The 16,429-nt window shown below is 35.2% G+C and carries 19 protein-coding genes; all 19 read left to right on the forward strand.

All coding sequences use genetic code 11. From position 1 onward, the window contains the following. The first annotated feature begins 12 nt into the window (after positions 1 to 12). The 19 genes from fabG to IHE43_RS02215 all read left to right on the forward strand — a co-directional run bounded on the left by fabG (position 13) and on the right by IHE43_RS02215 (position 16,393). A complete protein-coding gene (gene fabG, locus IHE43_RS02125) occupies positions 13 to 744 on the forward strand; it encodes a 3-oxoacyl-ACP reductase FabG (RefSeq protein ID WP_192186462.1) in 732 nt (243 codons plus the stop codon). Positions 745 to 869: 125 nt separating this feature from the next. Beyond that, positions 870 to 2,105, forward strand: a complete 1,236-nt coding sequence (locus IHE43_RS02130) for a beta-ketoacyl synthase (protein WP_192186463.1) — start codon at positions 870 to 872, stop codon at positions 2,103 to 2,105. After that, positions 2,098 to 2,352, forward strand: coding sequence for an acyl carrier protein (locus IHE43_RS02135; RefSeq protein WP_192186464.1), 255 nt, complete (start codon positions 2,098 to 2,100; stop codon positions 2,350 to 2,352). The genes IHE43_RS02130 and IHE43_RS02135 overlap by 8 nt, the downstream gene beginning before the upstream one ends. Beyond that, on the forward strand, positions 2,352 to 3,236 hold the full coding sequence (locus IHE43_RS02140) for a lipid A biosynthesis acyltransferase (protein WP_192186465.1): 885 nt from the start codon (positions 2,352 to 2,354) through the stop codon (positions 3,234 to 3,236). The genes IHE43_RS02135 and IHE43_RS02140 overlap by 1 nt, the downstream gene beginning before the upstream one ends. A gap of 53 nt (positions 3,237 to 3,289) precedes the next feature. Next, on the forward strand, positions 3,290 to 4,930 hold the full coding sequence (locus IHE43_RS02145; RefSeq protein ID WP_192186466.1) for an NAD(P)/FAD-dependent oxidoreductase: 1,641 nt from the start codon (positions 3,290 to 3,292) through the stop codon (positions 4,928 to 4,930). A 43-nt stretch (positions 4,931 to 4,973) separates the two neighbouring features. After that, positions 4,974 to 5,876, forward strand: a complete 903-nt coding sequence (locus IHE43_RS02150; protein ID WP_192186467.1) for a dialkylrecorsinol condensing enzyme DarA — start codon at positions 4,974 to 4,976, stop codon at positions 5,874 to 5,876. A 16-nt stretch (positions 5,877 to 5,892) separates the two neighbouring features. Next, positions 5,893 to 7,026: a beta-ketoacyl-ACP synthase III gene (locus tag IHE43_RS02155; protein ID WP_192186468.1), complete on the forward strand. Its 1,134-nt coding sequence runs from the start codon at positions 5,893 to 5,895 to the stop codon at positions 7,024 to 7,026. Further along, entirely contained in the window at positions 7,026 to 7,457 is a 432-nt protein-coding gene (locus tag IHE43_RS02160; RefSeq protein ID WP_192186469.1) for a hypothetical protein, read from the forward strand. The genes IHE43_RS02155 and IHE43_RS02160 overlap by 1 nt, the downstream gene beginning before the upstream one ends. A gap of 102 nt (positions 7,458 to 7,559) precedes the next feature. Next, positions 7,560 to 8,024 carry an ABC transporter permease gene (locus IHE43_RS02165; RefSeq protein WP_192186470.1) on the forward strand — a complete coding sequence of 155 codons (465 nt, stop codon included), beginning with the start codon at positions 7,560 to 7,562 and terminating at the stop codon, positions 8,022 to 8,024. A 15-nt stretch (positions 8,025 to 8,039) separates the two neighbouring features. Then, positions 8,040 to 8,930 (forward strand): hypothetical protein, encoded by an 891-nt coding sequence (locus tag IHE43_RS02170; protein ID WP_192186471.1) that lies wholly within the window; start codon positions 8,040 to 8,042, stop codon positions 8,928 to 8,930. A 5-nt stretch (positions 8,931 to 8,935) separates the two neighbouring features. Beyond that, a complete protein-coding gene (locus IHE43_RS02175; protein ID WP_192186472.1) occupies positions 8,936 to 9,340 on the forward strand; it encodes a hypothetical protein in 405 nt (134 codons plus the stop codon). Further along, a complete protein-coding gene (locus IHE43_RS02180; protein WP_192186473.1) occupies positions 9,340 to 10,338 on the forward strand; it encodes a BtrH N-terminal domain-containing protein in 999 nt (332 codons plus the stop codon). The genes IHE43_RS02175 and IHE43_RS02180 overlap by 1 nt, the downstream gene beginning before the upstream one ends. 61 nt (positions 10,339 to 10,399) lie before the next feature. After that, on the forward strand, positions 10,400 to 11,098 hold the full coding sequence (locus IHE43_RS02185) for an ABC transporter ATP-binding protein (protein ID WP_192186474.1): 699 nt from the start codon (positions 10,400 to 10,402) through the stop codon (positions 11,096 to 11,098). After that, the gene (locus tag IHE43_RS02190) at positions 11,088 to 12,371 is read left to right on the forward strand and encodes an ABC transporter permease (RefSeq protein ID WP_192186475.1); all 1,284 of its coding nucleotides are present in this window, start codon (positions 11,088 to 11,090) and stop codon (positions 12,369 to 12,371) included. The genes IHE43_RS02185 and IHE43_RS02190 overlap by 11 nt, the downstream gene beginning before the upstream one ends. After that, positions 12,346 to 12,795, forward strand: coding sequence for a thioesterase family protein (locus IHE43_RS02195; RefSeq protein ID WP_192186476.1), 450 nt, complete (start codon positions 12,346 to 12,348; stop codon positions 12,793 to 12,795). Before IHE43_RS02190 ends, IHE43_RS02195 begins: the two co-directional genes overlap by 26 nt. 162 nt (positions 12,796 to 12,957) lie before the next feature. Next, entirely contained in the window at positions 12,958 to 14,100 is a 1,143-nt protein-coding gene (locus IHE43_RS02200; RefSeq protein ID WP_192186477.1) for a beta-ketoacyl synthase N-terminal-like domain-containing protein, read from the forward strand. A gap of 86 nt (positions 14,101 to 14,186) precedes the next feature. After that, a complete protein-coding gene (locus IHE43_RS02205) occupies positions 14,187 to 14,804 on the forward strand; it encodes a 3-oxoacyl-ACP synthase (RefSeq protein WP_192186478.1) in 618 nt (205 codons plus the stop codon). Between the two features lie 2 nt (positions 14,805 to 14,806). Then, complete coding sequence (locus IHE43_RS02210; protein ID WP_026727250.1) at positions 14,807 to 15,064, forward strand: phosphopantetheine-binding protein; 258 nt, start codon at positions 14,807 to 14,809, stop codon at positions 15,062 to 15,064. 129 nt (positions 15,065 to 15,193) lie between these two features. Beyond that, a complete protein-coding gene (locus IHE43_RS02215; protein ID WP_192186479.1) occupies positions 15,194 to 16,393 on the forward strand; it encodes a beta-ketoacyl-[acyl-carrier-protein] synthase family protein in 1,200 nt (399 codons plus the stop codon). Positions 16,394 to 16,429: the final 36 nt, after the last annotated feature.

Consider the following 16,429-nt stretch of genomic DNA (forward strand, 5'->3'; position numbering starts at 1 on the left):
AAAATAAATTACATGAAATGTGTATTAGTAACAGGCGGTTCGAGAGGAATTGGAAGTGCTATTTGTAAAAAATTAGCCGTCGAAGCCAATTACCATATTCTGATTAATTATCATTCGAATAAAACAGCTGCCGAAGCAACACTTCAGGAAATACAAAAATTAGGAGCAACGGGAGAAATTCTGGGTTTTGACGTTTCTAATTTTGAAGAGGTACAAAACACTTTAACAAAATGGCAGGAAGCCAATCCTGAAGCACTAGTTGAAGCTATTGTAAATAACGCCGGAATTACAAAAGATGGTCTTTTTATGTGGATGACTCCCGAAGATTGGAACGGAGTTGTGAACACAAGCTTAAACGGATTTTTTAATGTGACGCAGTTTTTCATTCAAAAAATGCTTCGAAATAAATATGGCAGAATTGTGAATATGGTTTCGGTTTCGGGCGTAAAAGGAACGGCTGGACAAACCAATTATTCCGCTGCAAAAGGCGCTATTGTTGCCGCTACAAAAGCATTAGCACAAGAAGTTGCCAAACGTAATATTACTGTAAATGCTGTGGCTCCTGGTTTTATCAGAACAGATATGACAAGTCAACTGGACGAAAAAGAATTATTAAAGCTAATTCCGGTGAATCGTTTTGGCGAAGCCGAAGAAGTTGCAGATTTGGTAAGCTTTTTGATTTCTAAAAAAGCAAGTTATATTACAGGAGAGATTATCAATATAAACGGAGGAATATATTCTTAAAAAATATATTCAACACATAGAGAGATTTTAAAATAAATATAGCCACAGATTAAAGGATTAAAATAAAATCTGCGTAAAAAAAATCAAAATTACACTTAACGGATAAAAAATTACTTTGAAAGACGATGAATAAGAGAGTTGTAATTACTGGAATGGGAATTTATTCTTGTATCGGAACTTCTTTAGATGAAGTAAAGGAATCGTTATACAACGGAAAATCTGGTATTCAGTTTGATTCTGATAGAAAAGAATTTGGCTTTCAATCGGCTTTAACCGGCATGGTTCCAAAAGCGGATTTAAAAAATTTACTGACCCGAAGACAACGTATGAGCATTGGTGAAGAAACCGAATACGCTTATATGGCCACTATCGAAGCATTGAAAAATGCCAATATCGACGATGCTTTTTTTGATGAGCGCGAAGTAGGAATTATGTATGGAAATGACAGTGTTTCCAAAGCCATTATTGATGCTACAGATATTGTTCGTGAGAAAAAAGATACAGCTTTGATAGGTTCCGGAGCAATTTTCAAATCGATGAATTCGACGGTTACGATGAATCTTTCGACAATTTTTAAACTACGCGGTATCAATTTAACGGTGAGTGCGGCTTGTGCGAGCGGCTCACATTCTATTGGTTTGGCTTATTTCTTAATAAAAAGCGGTTTTCAGGATATTATTATTACCGGTGGAGCGCAGGAAATCAACAAATATGCGATGAGTAGTTTTGATGGTTTGGGTGTTTTTTCAAACAGAGAAAACGAACCTGAAAAAGCATCAAGGCCTTTTGATGCCGACCGTGATGGATTAATTCCGTCAGGCGGAGGAGCCACTTTAGTTCTTGAAAGTTATGAATCGGCCATTGCAAGAGGAGCGAATATTATAGCCGAAGTTGTAGGTTATGGATTCTCATCAAACGGCGGTCACATTTCAACTCCAAATGTCGAAGGTCCGTCCATAGCCATGCAACGAGCGCTTGACGACGCCAAATTAAAAGCGACAGATATCGAATATATTAATGCTCACGCCACTTCAACTCCTGTTGGAGATGGAAATGAGGCCAAAGCGATCTTCGAAGTTTTTGGTGAAAAAAATCCATATGTAAGTTCGACAAAATCAATGACTGGTCACGAATGCTGGATGGCCGGAGCAAGCGAAGTTATTTATTCTATTTTAATGATGCAGCACGATTTCATTGCGCCGAACATCAATTTAGACAATCCCGATGAAGATGCTGCTAAATTAAATTTGGTCAAAACCACTTTAAACAAAAAATTTGACATATTTTTGTCCAATTCCTTCGGATTCGGAGGAACCAACTCTGCGTTGGTGGTTAAAAAGTTTAAATTGAACAATGAATAAAGAAGAGATTATAACGAGAATTAATGGTTTTTTGGTTGATGAATTTGAAGTAGACAATGACGACATTGAACCAGATGCTAATTTAAAAGATACACTTGGGTTAGACAGCTTAGATTATGTTGATTTAGTTGTTTCTATTGAAGCTAACTTTGGTGTAAAACTAGTTGAAGCTGATTTTGTCGGAATCGCTACTTTTCAGAACTTCTATGACCTGATTGAAACCAAATTAAAAGCTAAAACTGCTTAATGAGCAAATGGGATGGCAAATCCAAAGGAACAGTTTTAGGCTATAGAATATTCGTTTTTTTGATACAAAAAGCGGGTGTCAGGTCTGCTTATGTCTTACTTTATTTTGTTGCTTCTTATTATTTTTTGTTTTTAAAGAAAAGCAATCGTGCTATTTTTTATTATTTCAAAGAAAGACTCCAGTATTCCAATTTCCAGGCAAAAAAAATGGTTTTCAAAAGTTACTACACTTTTGGACAGACTATTATTGACAAAATTTCCATTTCAGCCGGAATGCGAAACAAATTCACTTATGAATTTGACGGTATAGAAATTTTGAAAAAACTTTTGTCCGAAAAAAAAGGTGGTGTTTTAATTAGCGCTCATATTGGAAATTTTGAAATTGCAGAACATTTTTTAGGCGATATCGATCTTGAATTTCAGATCAATTTAGTCACTACAGATTTAGAGCATTCTGCAATCAAAAATTATTTAGAAAGCGTTACCAAAAAATCAAGCGTTAAATTCATCATTATCAGAGATGATCTGTCTCACATTTTTGAGATCAATGCGGCTTTAGCCAATAATGAATTAGTTTGCTTTACGGGAGATCGTTATTTTGAAGGCACAAAATCACTTACTGCAGAAATCCTTGGTAAAAGCGCTCACTTTCCTGCAGGACCATTTTTAATAGCTTCACGATTAAAAGTGCCCGTTGTTTTTGTGTATGTAATGAAAGAATCGAACCTACATTATCATTTGTACGCGCGCGAAGCCATAGTCAAACACCGTGACGAAAAAGGTTTGCTAAAAGCATATATCGACAGCGTCGAATCAATGTTGGAAAAATATCCTTTCCAATGGTTCAATTACTTTGATTTTTGGAATCATTTAAAAATAAAATAAAATCTTACCATTAAAAATCGTTCTTTTATACTTCTCAACTCTTAAAGTAAAGTATGCAGGAATTTGACACGATTATCATTGGTTCAGGAGTTGGAGGTTTGTCCACTGCCATTTGTCTTGCAAGAGAAGGACAAAAAGTTTTGGTACTCGAACAACATTATGTTCCCGGCGGATGGAGTCATAGTTTTACCTTAAACAAACAGCGTTTTAGTCCCGGCGTACATTATGTAGGACTTTTAGAAGAAGGTCAAACTACCAATGATTTGTACAGGGGTTTGGGAATTGCCAATGACATGGTTTTTTTCAGAATGAATAAAAGCGCTTATGAGCATTGCTTAATTGGAGACAAGATTTTTGATTTGCCGGCAGGAGTCGAAAATCTTAAAAAAAAACTCTCTTCTCATTTTCCATACGAAGAAAAAAACATTCACGAATACCTTTCATTGGTCCAAAAGGTAAATTATGAACTGCAGTTAATTCCAAAACTTAAAGGTTTCTGGCAAAACATTACCGTTCCATTTCGCACCAAACACTTTGGAAAATTTGCACTCTTTCCGCTAAAAAAAGTAATAGGCTGGTATGTTAAAGACCCTATGCTTAAAGCCGTTCTTAACATTCAGTGCGGCGATCATGGACTTTCGCCAAATCGTGCCTGTTTTCCTGTACACTGCTCGGTAATGAATCATTATTTTGATGGAGGGTTTTATCCAATGGGCGGCGGCGGCGGCATTGTAAAAGCAATGACAAACGGAATAAAAAGACATGGCGGCGAAATACGTGTAAAACAAAACGTAAGCAAAATTCTGATCGAAAATAAAAAAGCAATTGGAATTCAGCTTGAAAACGGTGAAAAAATATTCGCAAAAAATATTGTTTCAAATGCAGATCCGTCCATCACTTATTTAAATTTAATAGATAAGGAAAATCTAGATAAATCGCTTCTCAAAAAACTCAAAAAAACGAAATATTCTGTTTCTTCTTTAATTTTATTCCTTACCCTCGATATTGATGTAACTTTATATAATATTGATTCCGGCAATATCTGGATGATGAAAGATGAAAATGATGATGCTAATTTTGAGCATTTAATGAGTGACACAATTGATTCCGGAGATTCATTTCCTTCTGTATTTATAAGTTGTACAACCCTTAAAGATCCAGCAAGTTTTAATGGTCGCTTTCATAATTTTGAAATTGTAACCTATGTCAATTATGATCACTTAAAAGATTATAATGATTTAGAAGATTATCACAATGAGAATTACAAAAAATTCAAAGAAAAGATCATCAATAAACTGATGAACAATCTCGAAAAGATAATTCCGAATGCCAAACAGCATATTATTCAGGCCGAATTAGGAACACCAAAAACCAATGAATTTTATATCAATTCGACTAAAGGAAATGTTTACGGAACCGAAAAAACATTAAATCAGGTTGGTCCGTTTTCGTTTAAAAACAAAACTAAAATCGAAAATTTGTTTCTTTGCGGAGCCTGTACATTATCACATGGCGTTGCAGGTGCAACATATTCCGGAGTTGCAGCTGCTGCAGCAATTTTAGGCTGCACATCAGATGATTTATTAATTGAAGATGAAAATCAGAAAATCCGAATTTATGATGCCGAAGATTCTTCGACATGGCCGGAATGGGTTCACACAAAAAGGGCATATAAAACAAGAAAAATCGTTTAAATAAATTTACTTATTTTTGTTTGCAACCAAAGCCTTCAATCAAATGAAAAATGTTCTCGTTATTTTTTATTCTCAATCTGGGCAACTAGAATCTATTGCGCGAAATATTGCCAAACCCTTTTTAAATTCAGAGGAAATAAAAGTAACTTTTCACGAAATTCAATTAGAAAAACCTTTTCCTTTTCCCTGGAATAAAACCACTTTTTTTGATGCTTTCCCCGAATCTTTTTTACAGATTCCGACAGCCTTAAAACCAGTTTCTGAGGAAATTCTGAATACAAAATTCGATCTTGTTCTTTTGCATTATCAGGTATGGTATTTGTCACCTTCAATTCCGATGAACTCTTTTCTGAAAAGTACCGAAGCCAAAACCATTCTGAACAATACGCCAGTCATCACCATAAACGGATCCCGAAATATGTGGATTATGGCGCAGGAAAAAGTAAAAGTTTTATTGCGTGACGTGAATGCAAAACTGGTTGGAAATGTGGCGTTGGTCGATCGTGTTGGAAATTTAATCAGCGTGATTACGATTGTAAACTGGATGTTTTCCGGAGTGAAGAAAAAATATTTAGGCTTTTTTCCGTTGCCTGGAGTTTCTGATAAAGACATTCAGGAATCGGATAAATTTGGAGAAGTAATGCTTTCTCAATTCAATCAAAACAAATTAGACGATTTACAACCAAAATTAGCCGAAATAGGCGCTGTAAAAATCAGTTCGTATTTAGTAACGGTAGATAAAACAGCTAATAAAATATTTAATAAATGGTCTAATATCATTCATAAAAATCAAAAAAACAGAAAAATGCTTCTTAAAATATTTTATGTTTATTTATTCTTGGCTATATGGCTAATCTCACCAATAGTCTATATATTGCATCTTATTACCTATCCATTTAAGTTCAAAAAAATAAAAAAGGAAACTCAATATTATCAGGGAGTTTAGAAGAGGAAATTAAATTATGTTTGACGTATATATTACCAAAGCCGCAAAGTATTTACCAAATGAAGCTGTTTCAAATGATGAAATGGAAAACTATTTGGGACTTATAAATGATACAGCCTCAAAAGCAAGACGTATTATTTTGCGTAATAATAAAATTACAAGCCGCTATTACGCTGTCGACAAAGAAGGAAAAAGCACTCACAGCAATGCCGAGCTGACTCGAAATGCTGTTGTACAATTATTTGATGAAAAATTCACAGATCAGGACGTAGAAGTATTGTCATGTGGCACTTCTTCTCCAGATGTTTTGGCTCCTTCACACGCGGCAATGGTTCATGGTTTATTGAAAAACCGTTCTGTAGAATTGAATTCTTCTATGGGAATTTGCTGTTCCGGAATGAATGCGTTGAAGTATGGTTTTCTATCCATACGCTCAGGAAATTCTAAAAATGCGATTTGCACGGGATCTGAAAAAGTTTCGACCTGGCTTTCGTCTCCAAAATACAATCACGAAATCATCAACTTAAAAAATCTGGAAGCACAACCTATTATTGCTTTCAAAAAAGATTTTTTACGTTGGATGTTGTCTGACGGAGCAGGAGCTTTTTTATTAGAAAATAAACCAAGCGGAGACATTTCCTTAAAAATCGAATGGATGGAATCGTATTCTTATGCCTTCGAACTGGAAGCTTGTATGTATGCCGGTGGAGATAAATTAGAAAATGGAGAAATCAAACCATGGAGTGATTTCAAACCAGATGAATGGTTAAACGAATCTGTTTTTGCTGTAAAACAGGACGTAAAATTATTAGACGAATTTATTCTGCCAAAAGGTGTCGAAAGTATGAGCGATGCAATGGCTAAACATAATGTTACCGGCGAAGAAGTTGATTATTTCTTACCGCATGTTTCGTCTCACTTTTTTGTTGACGGATTGAAAAACGGATTAAACGAAAAAGGAATTGTAATTACCGACGAAAAATGGTTTATGAACCTTTTGAGAGTCGGAAACGTTGGATCAGCATCGATTTATATTGCTGTTGAAGAATTAATGAATTCCGGTAAATTAAAAAAAGGAGACCGCATTTTATTATCTGTTCCTGAAAGTGGAAGATTCTCATTTGCGTATGCGTATTTAACCGTTTGCTAATGGAAACAACTATACTTTTAGAAAAAGAAGCGGTTGGAAATTTATTGCCACAGAAGTTTCCTTTTGTAATGGTAGATCGCCTGTTTTCTTATTCTGAAACGTCATTGGTTGCAGGATTTAAAATTCAAAACGACAATATTTTTTTAGAAGAAAATACTTTTCTGGAAGCAGGTTTAATCGAACATATGGCACAGTCTGTGGCTTTGCATACCGGTTATCAGTTTTTTTTGAAAAACGAAATTGCACCAACTGGTTACATCGGTTCTATTAAAGATATTGAAATTAAAAAACTGCCACAAATCAACGATACGATTCAATCAACAATAACGATTTTACAGGAATTTGGTGGAATCACTTTGGTTGACATTGTTACTTTTTTGAATAACGAAGAAATTGCAAGCGGACAAATGAAAACCGTTTTAGCCAAATAAACAAGAATATGAAATCGCCACTAACTAGAAGTTTGCTTAAGCAAACACCAATAAAAAAAGGCGATACCATATATGACCAATAACAAATAATTTTTTACATATATGAAAGTGGGAGTCGACATCCAAAATTACCTGCCTCATCGAGCTCCGATGCTGATGGTCGATTTGATTTTAGATATCGATGCCAATTTCGTAGAAACCATCTTTTTGATCAAAGAAGACAATATTTTTGTCGATAACAACATTTTTACAGAAGCCGGTTTAATAGAAAACACAGCGCAGACTTGTTCATCAATTGTCGGCAAAAAGTATTTTTTTGACGAAGATGGCACAGAAAATGAGAATGTTAGCGTTATAGGTTTTATCAGCGCTTTAAAAAATGTAAAAATACATTCATTGCCAAAAGTTGGTGACAGCATTACCACCAAAGCGACTTTGGTTTCAAAATTTGTTGGCGATAATTATACTTTATGCACAATGAGCTGCGAAAGTTTATTCGAAGACCAACTGCTTTTAGAATGCGAAATTAATTTGTTTATTCAAAAGACGATTTCGACGGTAGAATAATTTATTTGATAAAAAATGAAAAAAACAACTTCTTTATTACTGCTTTTTTTATCCGCTATTGTCTATTGTCAAGATGATGATTTTGCACAACGATTAAAAGCAATAAATACTCAAAGTGCTACTTATTATAATATTGATGGAGTTGACTTTTCAAGCCAAACCTATAATTATGATTTTTCTGAAAAATCATTAAAAAAGATTTATAAGAAATTCGACATAAAGGACAGCGATTTAAAAACCAAAGATGAATCTCTTTCAAACAACAACTTACATGTTGTTAAAACAAATAATGTTACCGACAATTTAATTCAGACAAATTCCTATTATTTTATAGAAGACAACAGCAAAACCATTACAATTATTTGGTTTGGCTACTACAATAAACCTGACGGAGATTTCGAAAAACAATATATAAATCGAATCCTAAAAAACGAAATTCCTAAAAATGTTTTTGAATCAATGACTATTGACTCCATTGGTTTTGTGGGAAGAAAGATTAAATTAGGCAATAATTGTGCGTGGACAAATGTTAATACTGTTCAATGCCCTTATAATGGAGAAATGAATTGGTCTGTTCATAAAAATATTGAAGGTGCCAAAGCTTCTATTGAAAATCAATTTAATATAACAAAAAGTGGAGGGGGCATTAAAGTTGTTTCAGAAGAACAAACTGCTGTTGTATTTGAAGGAACCGAAACAACTGCAAAAAAAGTAGTTTTTGATTTTACCGGAATGAAATCGTTATTGGCCGGAACGTCTGGCGGAAAAACTTTGACTGTTTATTATGTTGCAGAAAAAGTAAGAGATAATTATGTAAGCTGTGTTATGAGTTTTTGGAACAATGATAATTTGACCAAAGGCGGATTAGCCCCATTATTAGAAGAAGTAATGCATCTTAAAATTTAACCGTCATGGAAAAAGAAAATGTACCTCAGCACGATGGAAATTTAAGCAAAAAGAACCTCAAAGAACTCGTTTATGCTACGGACGAAAACGGCAATTATACAACCGCTTTAAGTACAGGCTGGGAACCAAAAGCCATTGCACTTTCAAACGCGATTGATGATATAAAAGAACGCGCCGAAGAAGCAAAAATAAAAGTTCAGATTGGAGAAGTGAGTCCGATTTGTTATTATATGGAACTCAACAAAATGGATCTTACGATTCTTGCCGGTTACGTTGATATGTGGAAATGGCGTGTAAAAAGACATTTTAAACCAACCGTTTTCGCTAAATTGAGTGACAAAATTTTACAAAAATATGCCGACGCTTTTGACATTTCAATAGCCGAATTAAAAAACTTTAAAACAGATTAATGCAAGTTACTTTTACACACCATCAATCTGCTCATTGTGAAAATGGAGTAGCGTCAAATTTGCTAAAAAACAGCGGACTGAACATCAGCGAACCGATGGTTTTTGGAATTGGTTCCGGGCTTTTATTTGTGTATTTGCCTTTTATAAAAGTAAATCATGCACCGGCCATCAGTTACAGAACTTTGCCAGGACAGATTTTTAATAAAGTCGCAAGCCGTTTAAATTTAAAAATTAAAAGACAAAAATTTTCATCTGTTTTAAATGCCAATAAAGCTTTAGATGAAAATTTAAAAAATAATATTCCAACCGGATTACAAGTCGGCGTTTACAACCTGACTTATTTTCCGGATGAATATCGCTTTCATTTCAACGCACACAATTTAGTCGTTTACGGAAAAACAGAAACTGATTATTTAATCAGCGACCCGGTTATGGAAACGGTTACAACTCTAACGCATGCTGAATTAGATAAAGTACGTTTTGCCAAAGGAGCTTTTGCTCCGCGAGGCCAAATGTATTATCCTATACAGATTCCGACACAAGTCGATTTCAAAAGTGCCATCATCAAAGGAATTAAAAATACCTGCCGTGATATGCTTGCACCAATGCCAATTGTGGGCGTTAGAGGCATTAGATTAGTTTCGCGACGAATCAGAAAATGGCCTGTAAAACACGGTGTCAGAAAAGCCAATCATTATCTGGCGCAAATGGTGCGCATGCAGGAAGAAATTGGAACCGGAGGAGGTGGTTTCCGTTTTATTTACGCCGCGTTTTTACAAGAAGCTTCAGTTATTTTGGGTAATGAGGAATTGAAAAATCTTTCGAAAGAAATGACCCAAATTGGAGATTCCTGGAGAGATTTTGCAGTAGAAGCTTCCCGAATTTACAAAAACAGAAGCGCTAAAGAAGACGCATACAATGCCATTGCCGATGAACTTTTGGACATCGCCAATCGCGAAGAAATCTTTTTCAAAAAACTAAAAAAAGCAATCAGCTAACTATATTTTGAATTCCATTATAAAAATAGAATCCCTTTCGAAAAAGTACAAAGACGCAGAAATGTTTTCTTTGAACGACGTTTCGTTGGAGATAAATGAAGGCCAGATTTTCGGATTATTAGGTCCAAATGGTGCCGGAAAAACCACTTTAATTTCGATGCTCTGCGGATTGATCAAACCAACTTCAGGACATTTCACGATTAATGAACTGGATTATTCGCATCATGCTGCAAAAATCAAAAAAATCATTGGAGTTGTTCCTCAAGAATATGCCTTATATCCAACCTTGACAGCGCGTGAAAATCTGCATTATTTTGGAAGTATGTATGGTTTGAAAGGTTCCCATTTAAAAGATAAAGTAATCGAAACTTTAGATCTTTTGGGGCTTTTAAAATTTGCTGATAAACGCATTGAAACCTTTTCTGGCGGAATGAAACGCAGGGTCAATTTGATTGCCGGAATTCTGCACAATCCAAAAGTTTTGTTTTTGGATGAACCAACGGTTGGTGTTGATGTACAGTCTAAAAATGCCATTTTGGATTATTTGAAAGTACTGAATCAAAACGGAACTACGATTATTTATACCTCGCATCATTTGGCTGAAGCCGAAGATTTCTGCGATACGATTGCCATTTTAGACCGGGGCCGAATTTACGCCCAAGGCACGCCGTCAACTTTGATTGCGTCTGTTGAAGAAGCCAGAAATCTCGAAGAAGTTTTTATTTCATTAACCGGTAAAGACTTTAGAGATGCTATATAAAATTTGGATGTCGATCGTGAAAGAATTTTTACTGCTCAAACGAGATTTAGGCGGTTTGATTATTCTGTTCATCATGCCTTTGATACTTGTAATCACGGTTACCATTATTCAGGACAGCACTTTTAAAACCGTAAGCGACAATAAAATTCAGATTTTATTGGTTGATAACGACAAAGGTTCGGTTTCAAAAACCGTTTTTGATAATCTGCAAAAGAATAATGCATTCAGTGTTGTAACGCAAATCGACAATCAACCTATTACAGAAGAAATTGCCAGAGAAAACGTTTACAAAGGAAAGTTTAAATTGGCCATTGTAATTCCGAAAGATCTAAGTGTCGATTTACAAGCCAAAATTGATCAGAATGTACAGAACATTGTGAGTAAAATGGGTTTTACAGATTCTGTTGCCCAACCAAAAACTTCAAAAGTTTTACAGCAAAAAGAAGTGAAATTGTATTTTGATCCTGCCGTTCAAATGAGTTTCAAAACTTCGGTTATGAACGCCATTGATAAAATGATTTCCCAAATTGAAACGAAATCAATTTATACTACTTTCCAAAATCAATTGGGCGAAGAAAATACACAATTCGAACAAAAGAGTTTCATCACATTCAAAGAAATAATTCCAAGAATAAACAACAAAGAGGTGTTGCCTAATTCGGTTCAGCATAACGTTCCGGCCTGGACACTTTTTGCGATATTTTTTATTGTGATTCCGCTATCCATTAATATTGTAAAAGAAAAATCACAGGGAACATTTGTGCGTTTATTGACCAATCCGGTTTCGAATTTAATTGTCATCATCGGAAAAACAATTACGTATTCTGCCATTTGTATGATTCAGTTTTATATGATGGTAGCCGTGGCAATATTCTTATTTCCACATATTGGTTTGCCTTCCTTAAATGTCGAAGGGCATTTATTTTTAATGAGTGTTGTGGCTTTATTTTCTGGTTTTGCCGCAATCGGATTCGGAATTTTATTGGGAACTATTGCGAGCACTCAGGAACAATCGGCTCCATTTGGTGCGACAAGTGTGATCATTCTAGCCGCAATTGGCGGAATTTGGGTTCCCGTTTTTGCGATGCCAAAGATCATGCAAATCATTGCTAAATCATCGCCTATGAATTGGGGATTAGAAGCTTTTTACGATGTGTTATTGCGTAACGTTTCTTTCGTCGAAATCATCCCAAAAATAAGTTTGCTATTTTTGTTCTTTATAATCACAACTTCCATTGCCTTATTTTATGACAAAAAGAAAAGAACAGTATAACGAAGCCACTTCCCTAACCGTTTCGCACGAAATCAGAATTCGTTTTAACGAAACTGATCCGCTTGGAATCGTTTGGCACGGCAATTATATTACCTATTTTGAAGATGGAAGAGAAGCCTTTGGTCGCCAACACGGACTTACCTATTTAGACATTGCCAAAACCGGTTTTACGACCCCAATTGTAAAATCAAAATGCGAACACAAATTGTCTTTGCGTTACGGCGATGTTGTAAAAATTGAAACAACGGTTGTTGATACACCTGCCGCCAAAATGATTTATCGTTTTAGAATTATAGACGAAAAAGGCGAAGTGGCCTGCACGGGCGAAACTGTTCAGGTCTTTTTAGACAAAGAAGGGAATTTAATGTTGACAAATCCTCTTTTTTATGAGGAATGGAAACGTAAAGTGGGACTTTTAAAATAAGCACAAAGTTCTCCTGCAAGGTTTCCAAAACCTTGTAGGTGTAAAACAAAAATCTGTGCAAATCTGCTTTAATCTGTTTAAATCTGCGTGCCATTTTTTCCAGACAAAGCTTTAAAATACCTACAAGGTTTTTGAAAACCTTGCAGGAATAAAAATCACAAAATGACAAGAGAAGTATATATAAATGAAACCAATTGTATCACGCCTTTAGGTTTTGATGTTGACTCCAACATCGAAGCGATTTTGCGTGGCGATTCCGGAATTCAATTGCACCAGGATATTGCTGCGATGCCGAATCCGTTTTATGCTTCTGTAATTTCTGATGAAAAAATAAATAGTGCTTTTGCAAAAATCAGCACTGACACCAAATATTCCCGTTTAGAGAAAATGATGATTTTGGCTTTAGAGCCGATGATCAAAAATTCCGGAGTTGAATTAAATTCGAAAACGGCTTTTATACTTTCAACTACAAAAGGAAATGTTACGGCTTTAAAAGAGAATTCAACAGCAAGTTTTCAAAACGCACATTTAGATGTTTTGGCAAAAAGTGTTGCCAATTTCTTCGGATTTCAAACTACGCCAATTGTAGTTTCGAACGCTTGTGTTTCCGGAATTTTAGCCATTTCGGTTGCCAAAAGAATGATTCAGTCAGAGCTTTATGATAACATTTTTGTCGTTGCCGGCGACGAAGTTTCAGAATTTGTTTTGTCCGGATTTAATGCTTTTCAGGCGATGAGTGACTTACCTTGTAAACCCTATTCTAAAAACAGAACCGGCGTAAGTTTAGGCGAAGCGACTGCTGCCGTTTTAGTTTCGGCGAATCCGGCAACCGCTAAAATAAAAGTTATTGGCGACAGCTCTATAAATGATGCGAATCATATCTCGGGTCCTTCAAGAACAGGCGAAGGTTTGTTCAGAAGTATTCAGAATGCAATGAAAGAAGCAAAAATCAATTCCAACCAAATCGATTATATTTCAGCACACGGAACCGCAACTCCGTTCAATGATGAAATGGAGGCCATTGCCTTAAATCGTTTGGATTTACAAAATGTTCCGGTAAATAGTTTGAAAGGATTTTATGGTCATACGTTGGGCGCTTCAGGATTATTGGAAACGGTAATTGCAATTGAATCGGCCAATCAAAATCAACTTTTTGAATCGAAAGGTTTTGATGAAATCGGCGTAAGCGAATCTATAAATGTTATTGAGAAAAATAAAGAAGCCTCTATTGAAATATTTTTGAAAACGGCTTCTGGATTTGGAGGTTGTAATACGGCTGTGGTTTTTGAGAAAATGAAACACTAATTACACTAATTTTCACCAATTAATTAGTGTAATTTAAACTCAAAAACAATCCGTGCAAATTAGTGCAATTAGTGTTAAATAAAACAATGACTCAAAACAAAACCAACATACAATCCTACATCACCATCCAAAACAACGAAATTGTTTTTAACGGAACTTCTTTATTCAAAATTGAACCAACTGATTTTGCTGATTTCTCCAAACAGGCATATCGTAATTTTGAAATACAATACCCGAAGTTCTTCAAAATGGATGCTTTGAGCAAATTGGCTTTTTTAGGCGCAGAGTTGCTTTTGAGTCCGATTACTTCATCTGACCAAGAAAACAATATCGCTTTGGTTTTGGCCAATAAATCATCGAGTTTAGATACCGATGTAAAATATCAGGAATCTATTTCAGACAAGGAAAACTATTATCCGAGTCCGGCGGTTTTTGTTTATACGTTGCCAAATATTTGTTTGGGCGAAATAAGTATCCGCCATCAACTGAAAAGTGAAAATTCTTTCTTTATATTTGATGCTTTCAACACTGAATTTATGTCGAATTATTCAAACATTTTGCTAAATTCAAATAAAGCAGATGTTGTACTTTGCGGTTGGGTAGAATTTTTTAATGACGATTACAAAGCCTTTCTTTGCACTATAAGCAAGGAAGAAAATACAAAATATACGAACGAGACTATCAATACATTATATAATAAATAATCATGGAAGCATTAAAAGAAGAATTAAAAAATAAAATCATCACAACTTTAAACTTAGAAGATATCGCAATCGAAGACATTGCTGATAACGATCCTTTGTTTGGAGACGGTTTAGGTTTAGACTCGATTGATGCACTTGAATTGATCGTGATTTTAGATAAAGATTACGGAATTAAATTGGTGGATCCGAAAGAAGGAAAATCAATTTTCCAGTCGATTGAAACTATGGCGGCTTATATTAGCGCGAACAGAACAAAATAAGACAGTTTAGACTGGCTTAGATTTTTAGACTACTTAGACAAAAAAACTGTCTAAATCTAGAATCCAAAAGTCTAAGAAGTCTAATGTCTAAGTAAGTCTAAGGAGTCTAAAAATCTAAGAAGTCTAAAAATGAAAGGTGTCGCAATAACCGGAATGGGAATTATCTCTTCGATTGGAAATTCAGTCGAAGAAAATTATATTTCATTAATCGAAAATAAAATTGGCATTTCTCAAATTCAAAATATTCCGACTGTTCATGCTGACATGATTAAAGTTGGTGAAATCAAAAAAACCAATGAAGAATTGGTTGCCGAATTACAGCTTTCTGAAAATAATAACTTTTCGAGAACGGCGATGATTGGAACTTTAGCCGCAAAACAAGCGGTTGAAAATGCCGGAATCACCTCGATAAACGAATTTAGAACCGGCCTTATATCAGCCACAAGTGTTGGCGGTATGGATATGACCGAAAAGTATTATTACGAATATTTCGAAAATCCTGATCTTGTAAAATACATTTCGTGTCACGATGGCGGCGACGTAGCTGAAAAAATCGCTTCAGAATTAGAGTTAAAAGGAATGGTTACCACAATCAGTACGGCCTGTTCATCGGCAGCGAACTCGATTATGCTGGGCGCGCGATTGATCAAAACCGGAAAATTAGATCGTGTTATTGTTGGCGGAACTGATGCTTTGGCAAAATTTACCATCAATGGATTTAAGACTTTGATGATTTTATCAGACGATTACAACAAACCTTTTGACAATACCCGAAAAGGATTAAACCTGGGTGAAGCGGCCGCTTATTTAGTTTTAGAATCGGATGAAATGGTTCAGAAATATGATAAAAAAGTATTGGCCAGAGTTTCAGGTTATGGAAATGCAAACGACGCTTTTCATCAGACTGCTTCTTCAGAAAATGGTGACGGCGCTTATTTAGCGATGAAAAAAGCTTTTGAAGTTTCGGGTTTAAATCCTTCTGAAATTGACTATATCAACGTACACGGAACCGCAACTCCAAATAACGATTTATCTGAAGGAAGGGCTTTACTCCGAATTTATGAAGATGGAAAAGTGCCTGATTTTAGTTCAACCAAACCTTTTACCGGACACACATTAGCGGCAGCGGCGGCGATTGAAGCCGTTTACAGTGTTTTGGCGATTCAGAATAGTGTGGTTTATCCGAATTTGAATTTTGAAGTTCCGATGGAAGAATTTGAATTGAAACCACAGACTTCTTTAAGAATGAAAAATATCGAACACGTTTTGTCTAATTCTTTCGGTTTTGGAGGAAATTGTTCAACCCTTATATTTTCAAAAAACGCATAAAGTCATCATGATTCCAATAGAAACTAAACTGCTTTG

This window comes from Flavobacterium sp. MDT1-60 (assembly GCF_014844035.1).
In the GTDB taxonomy this organism is placed as follows: domain Bacteria; phylum Bacteroidota; class Bacteroidia; order Flavobacteriales; family Flavobacteriaceae; genus Flavobacterium.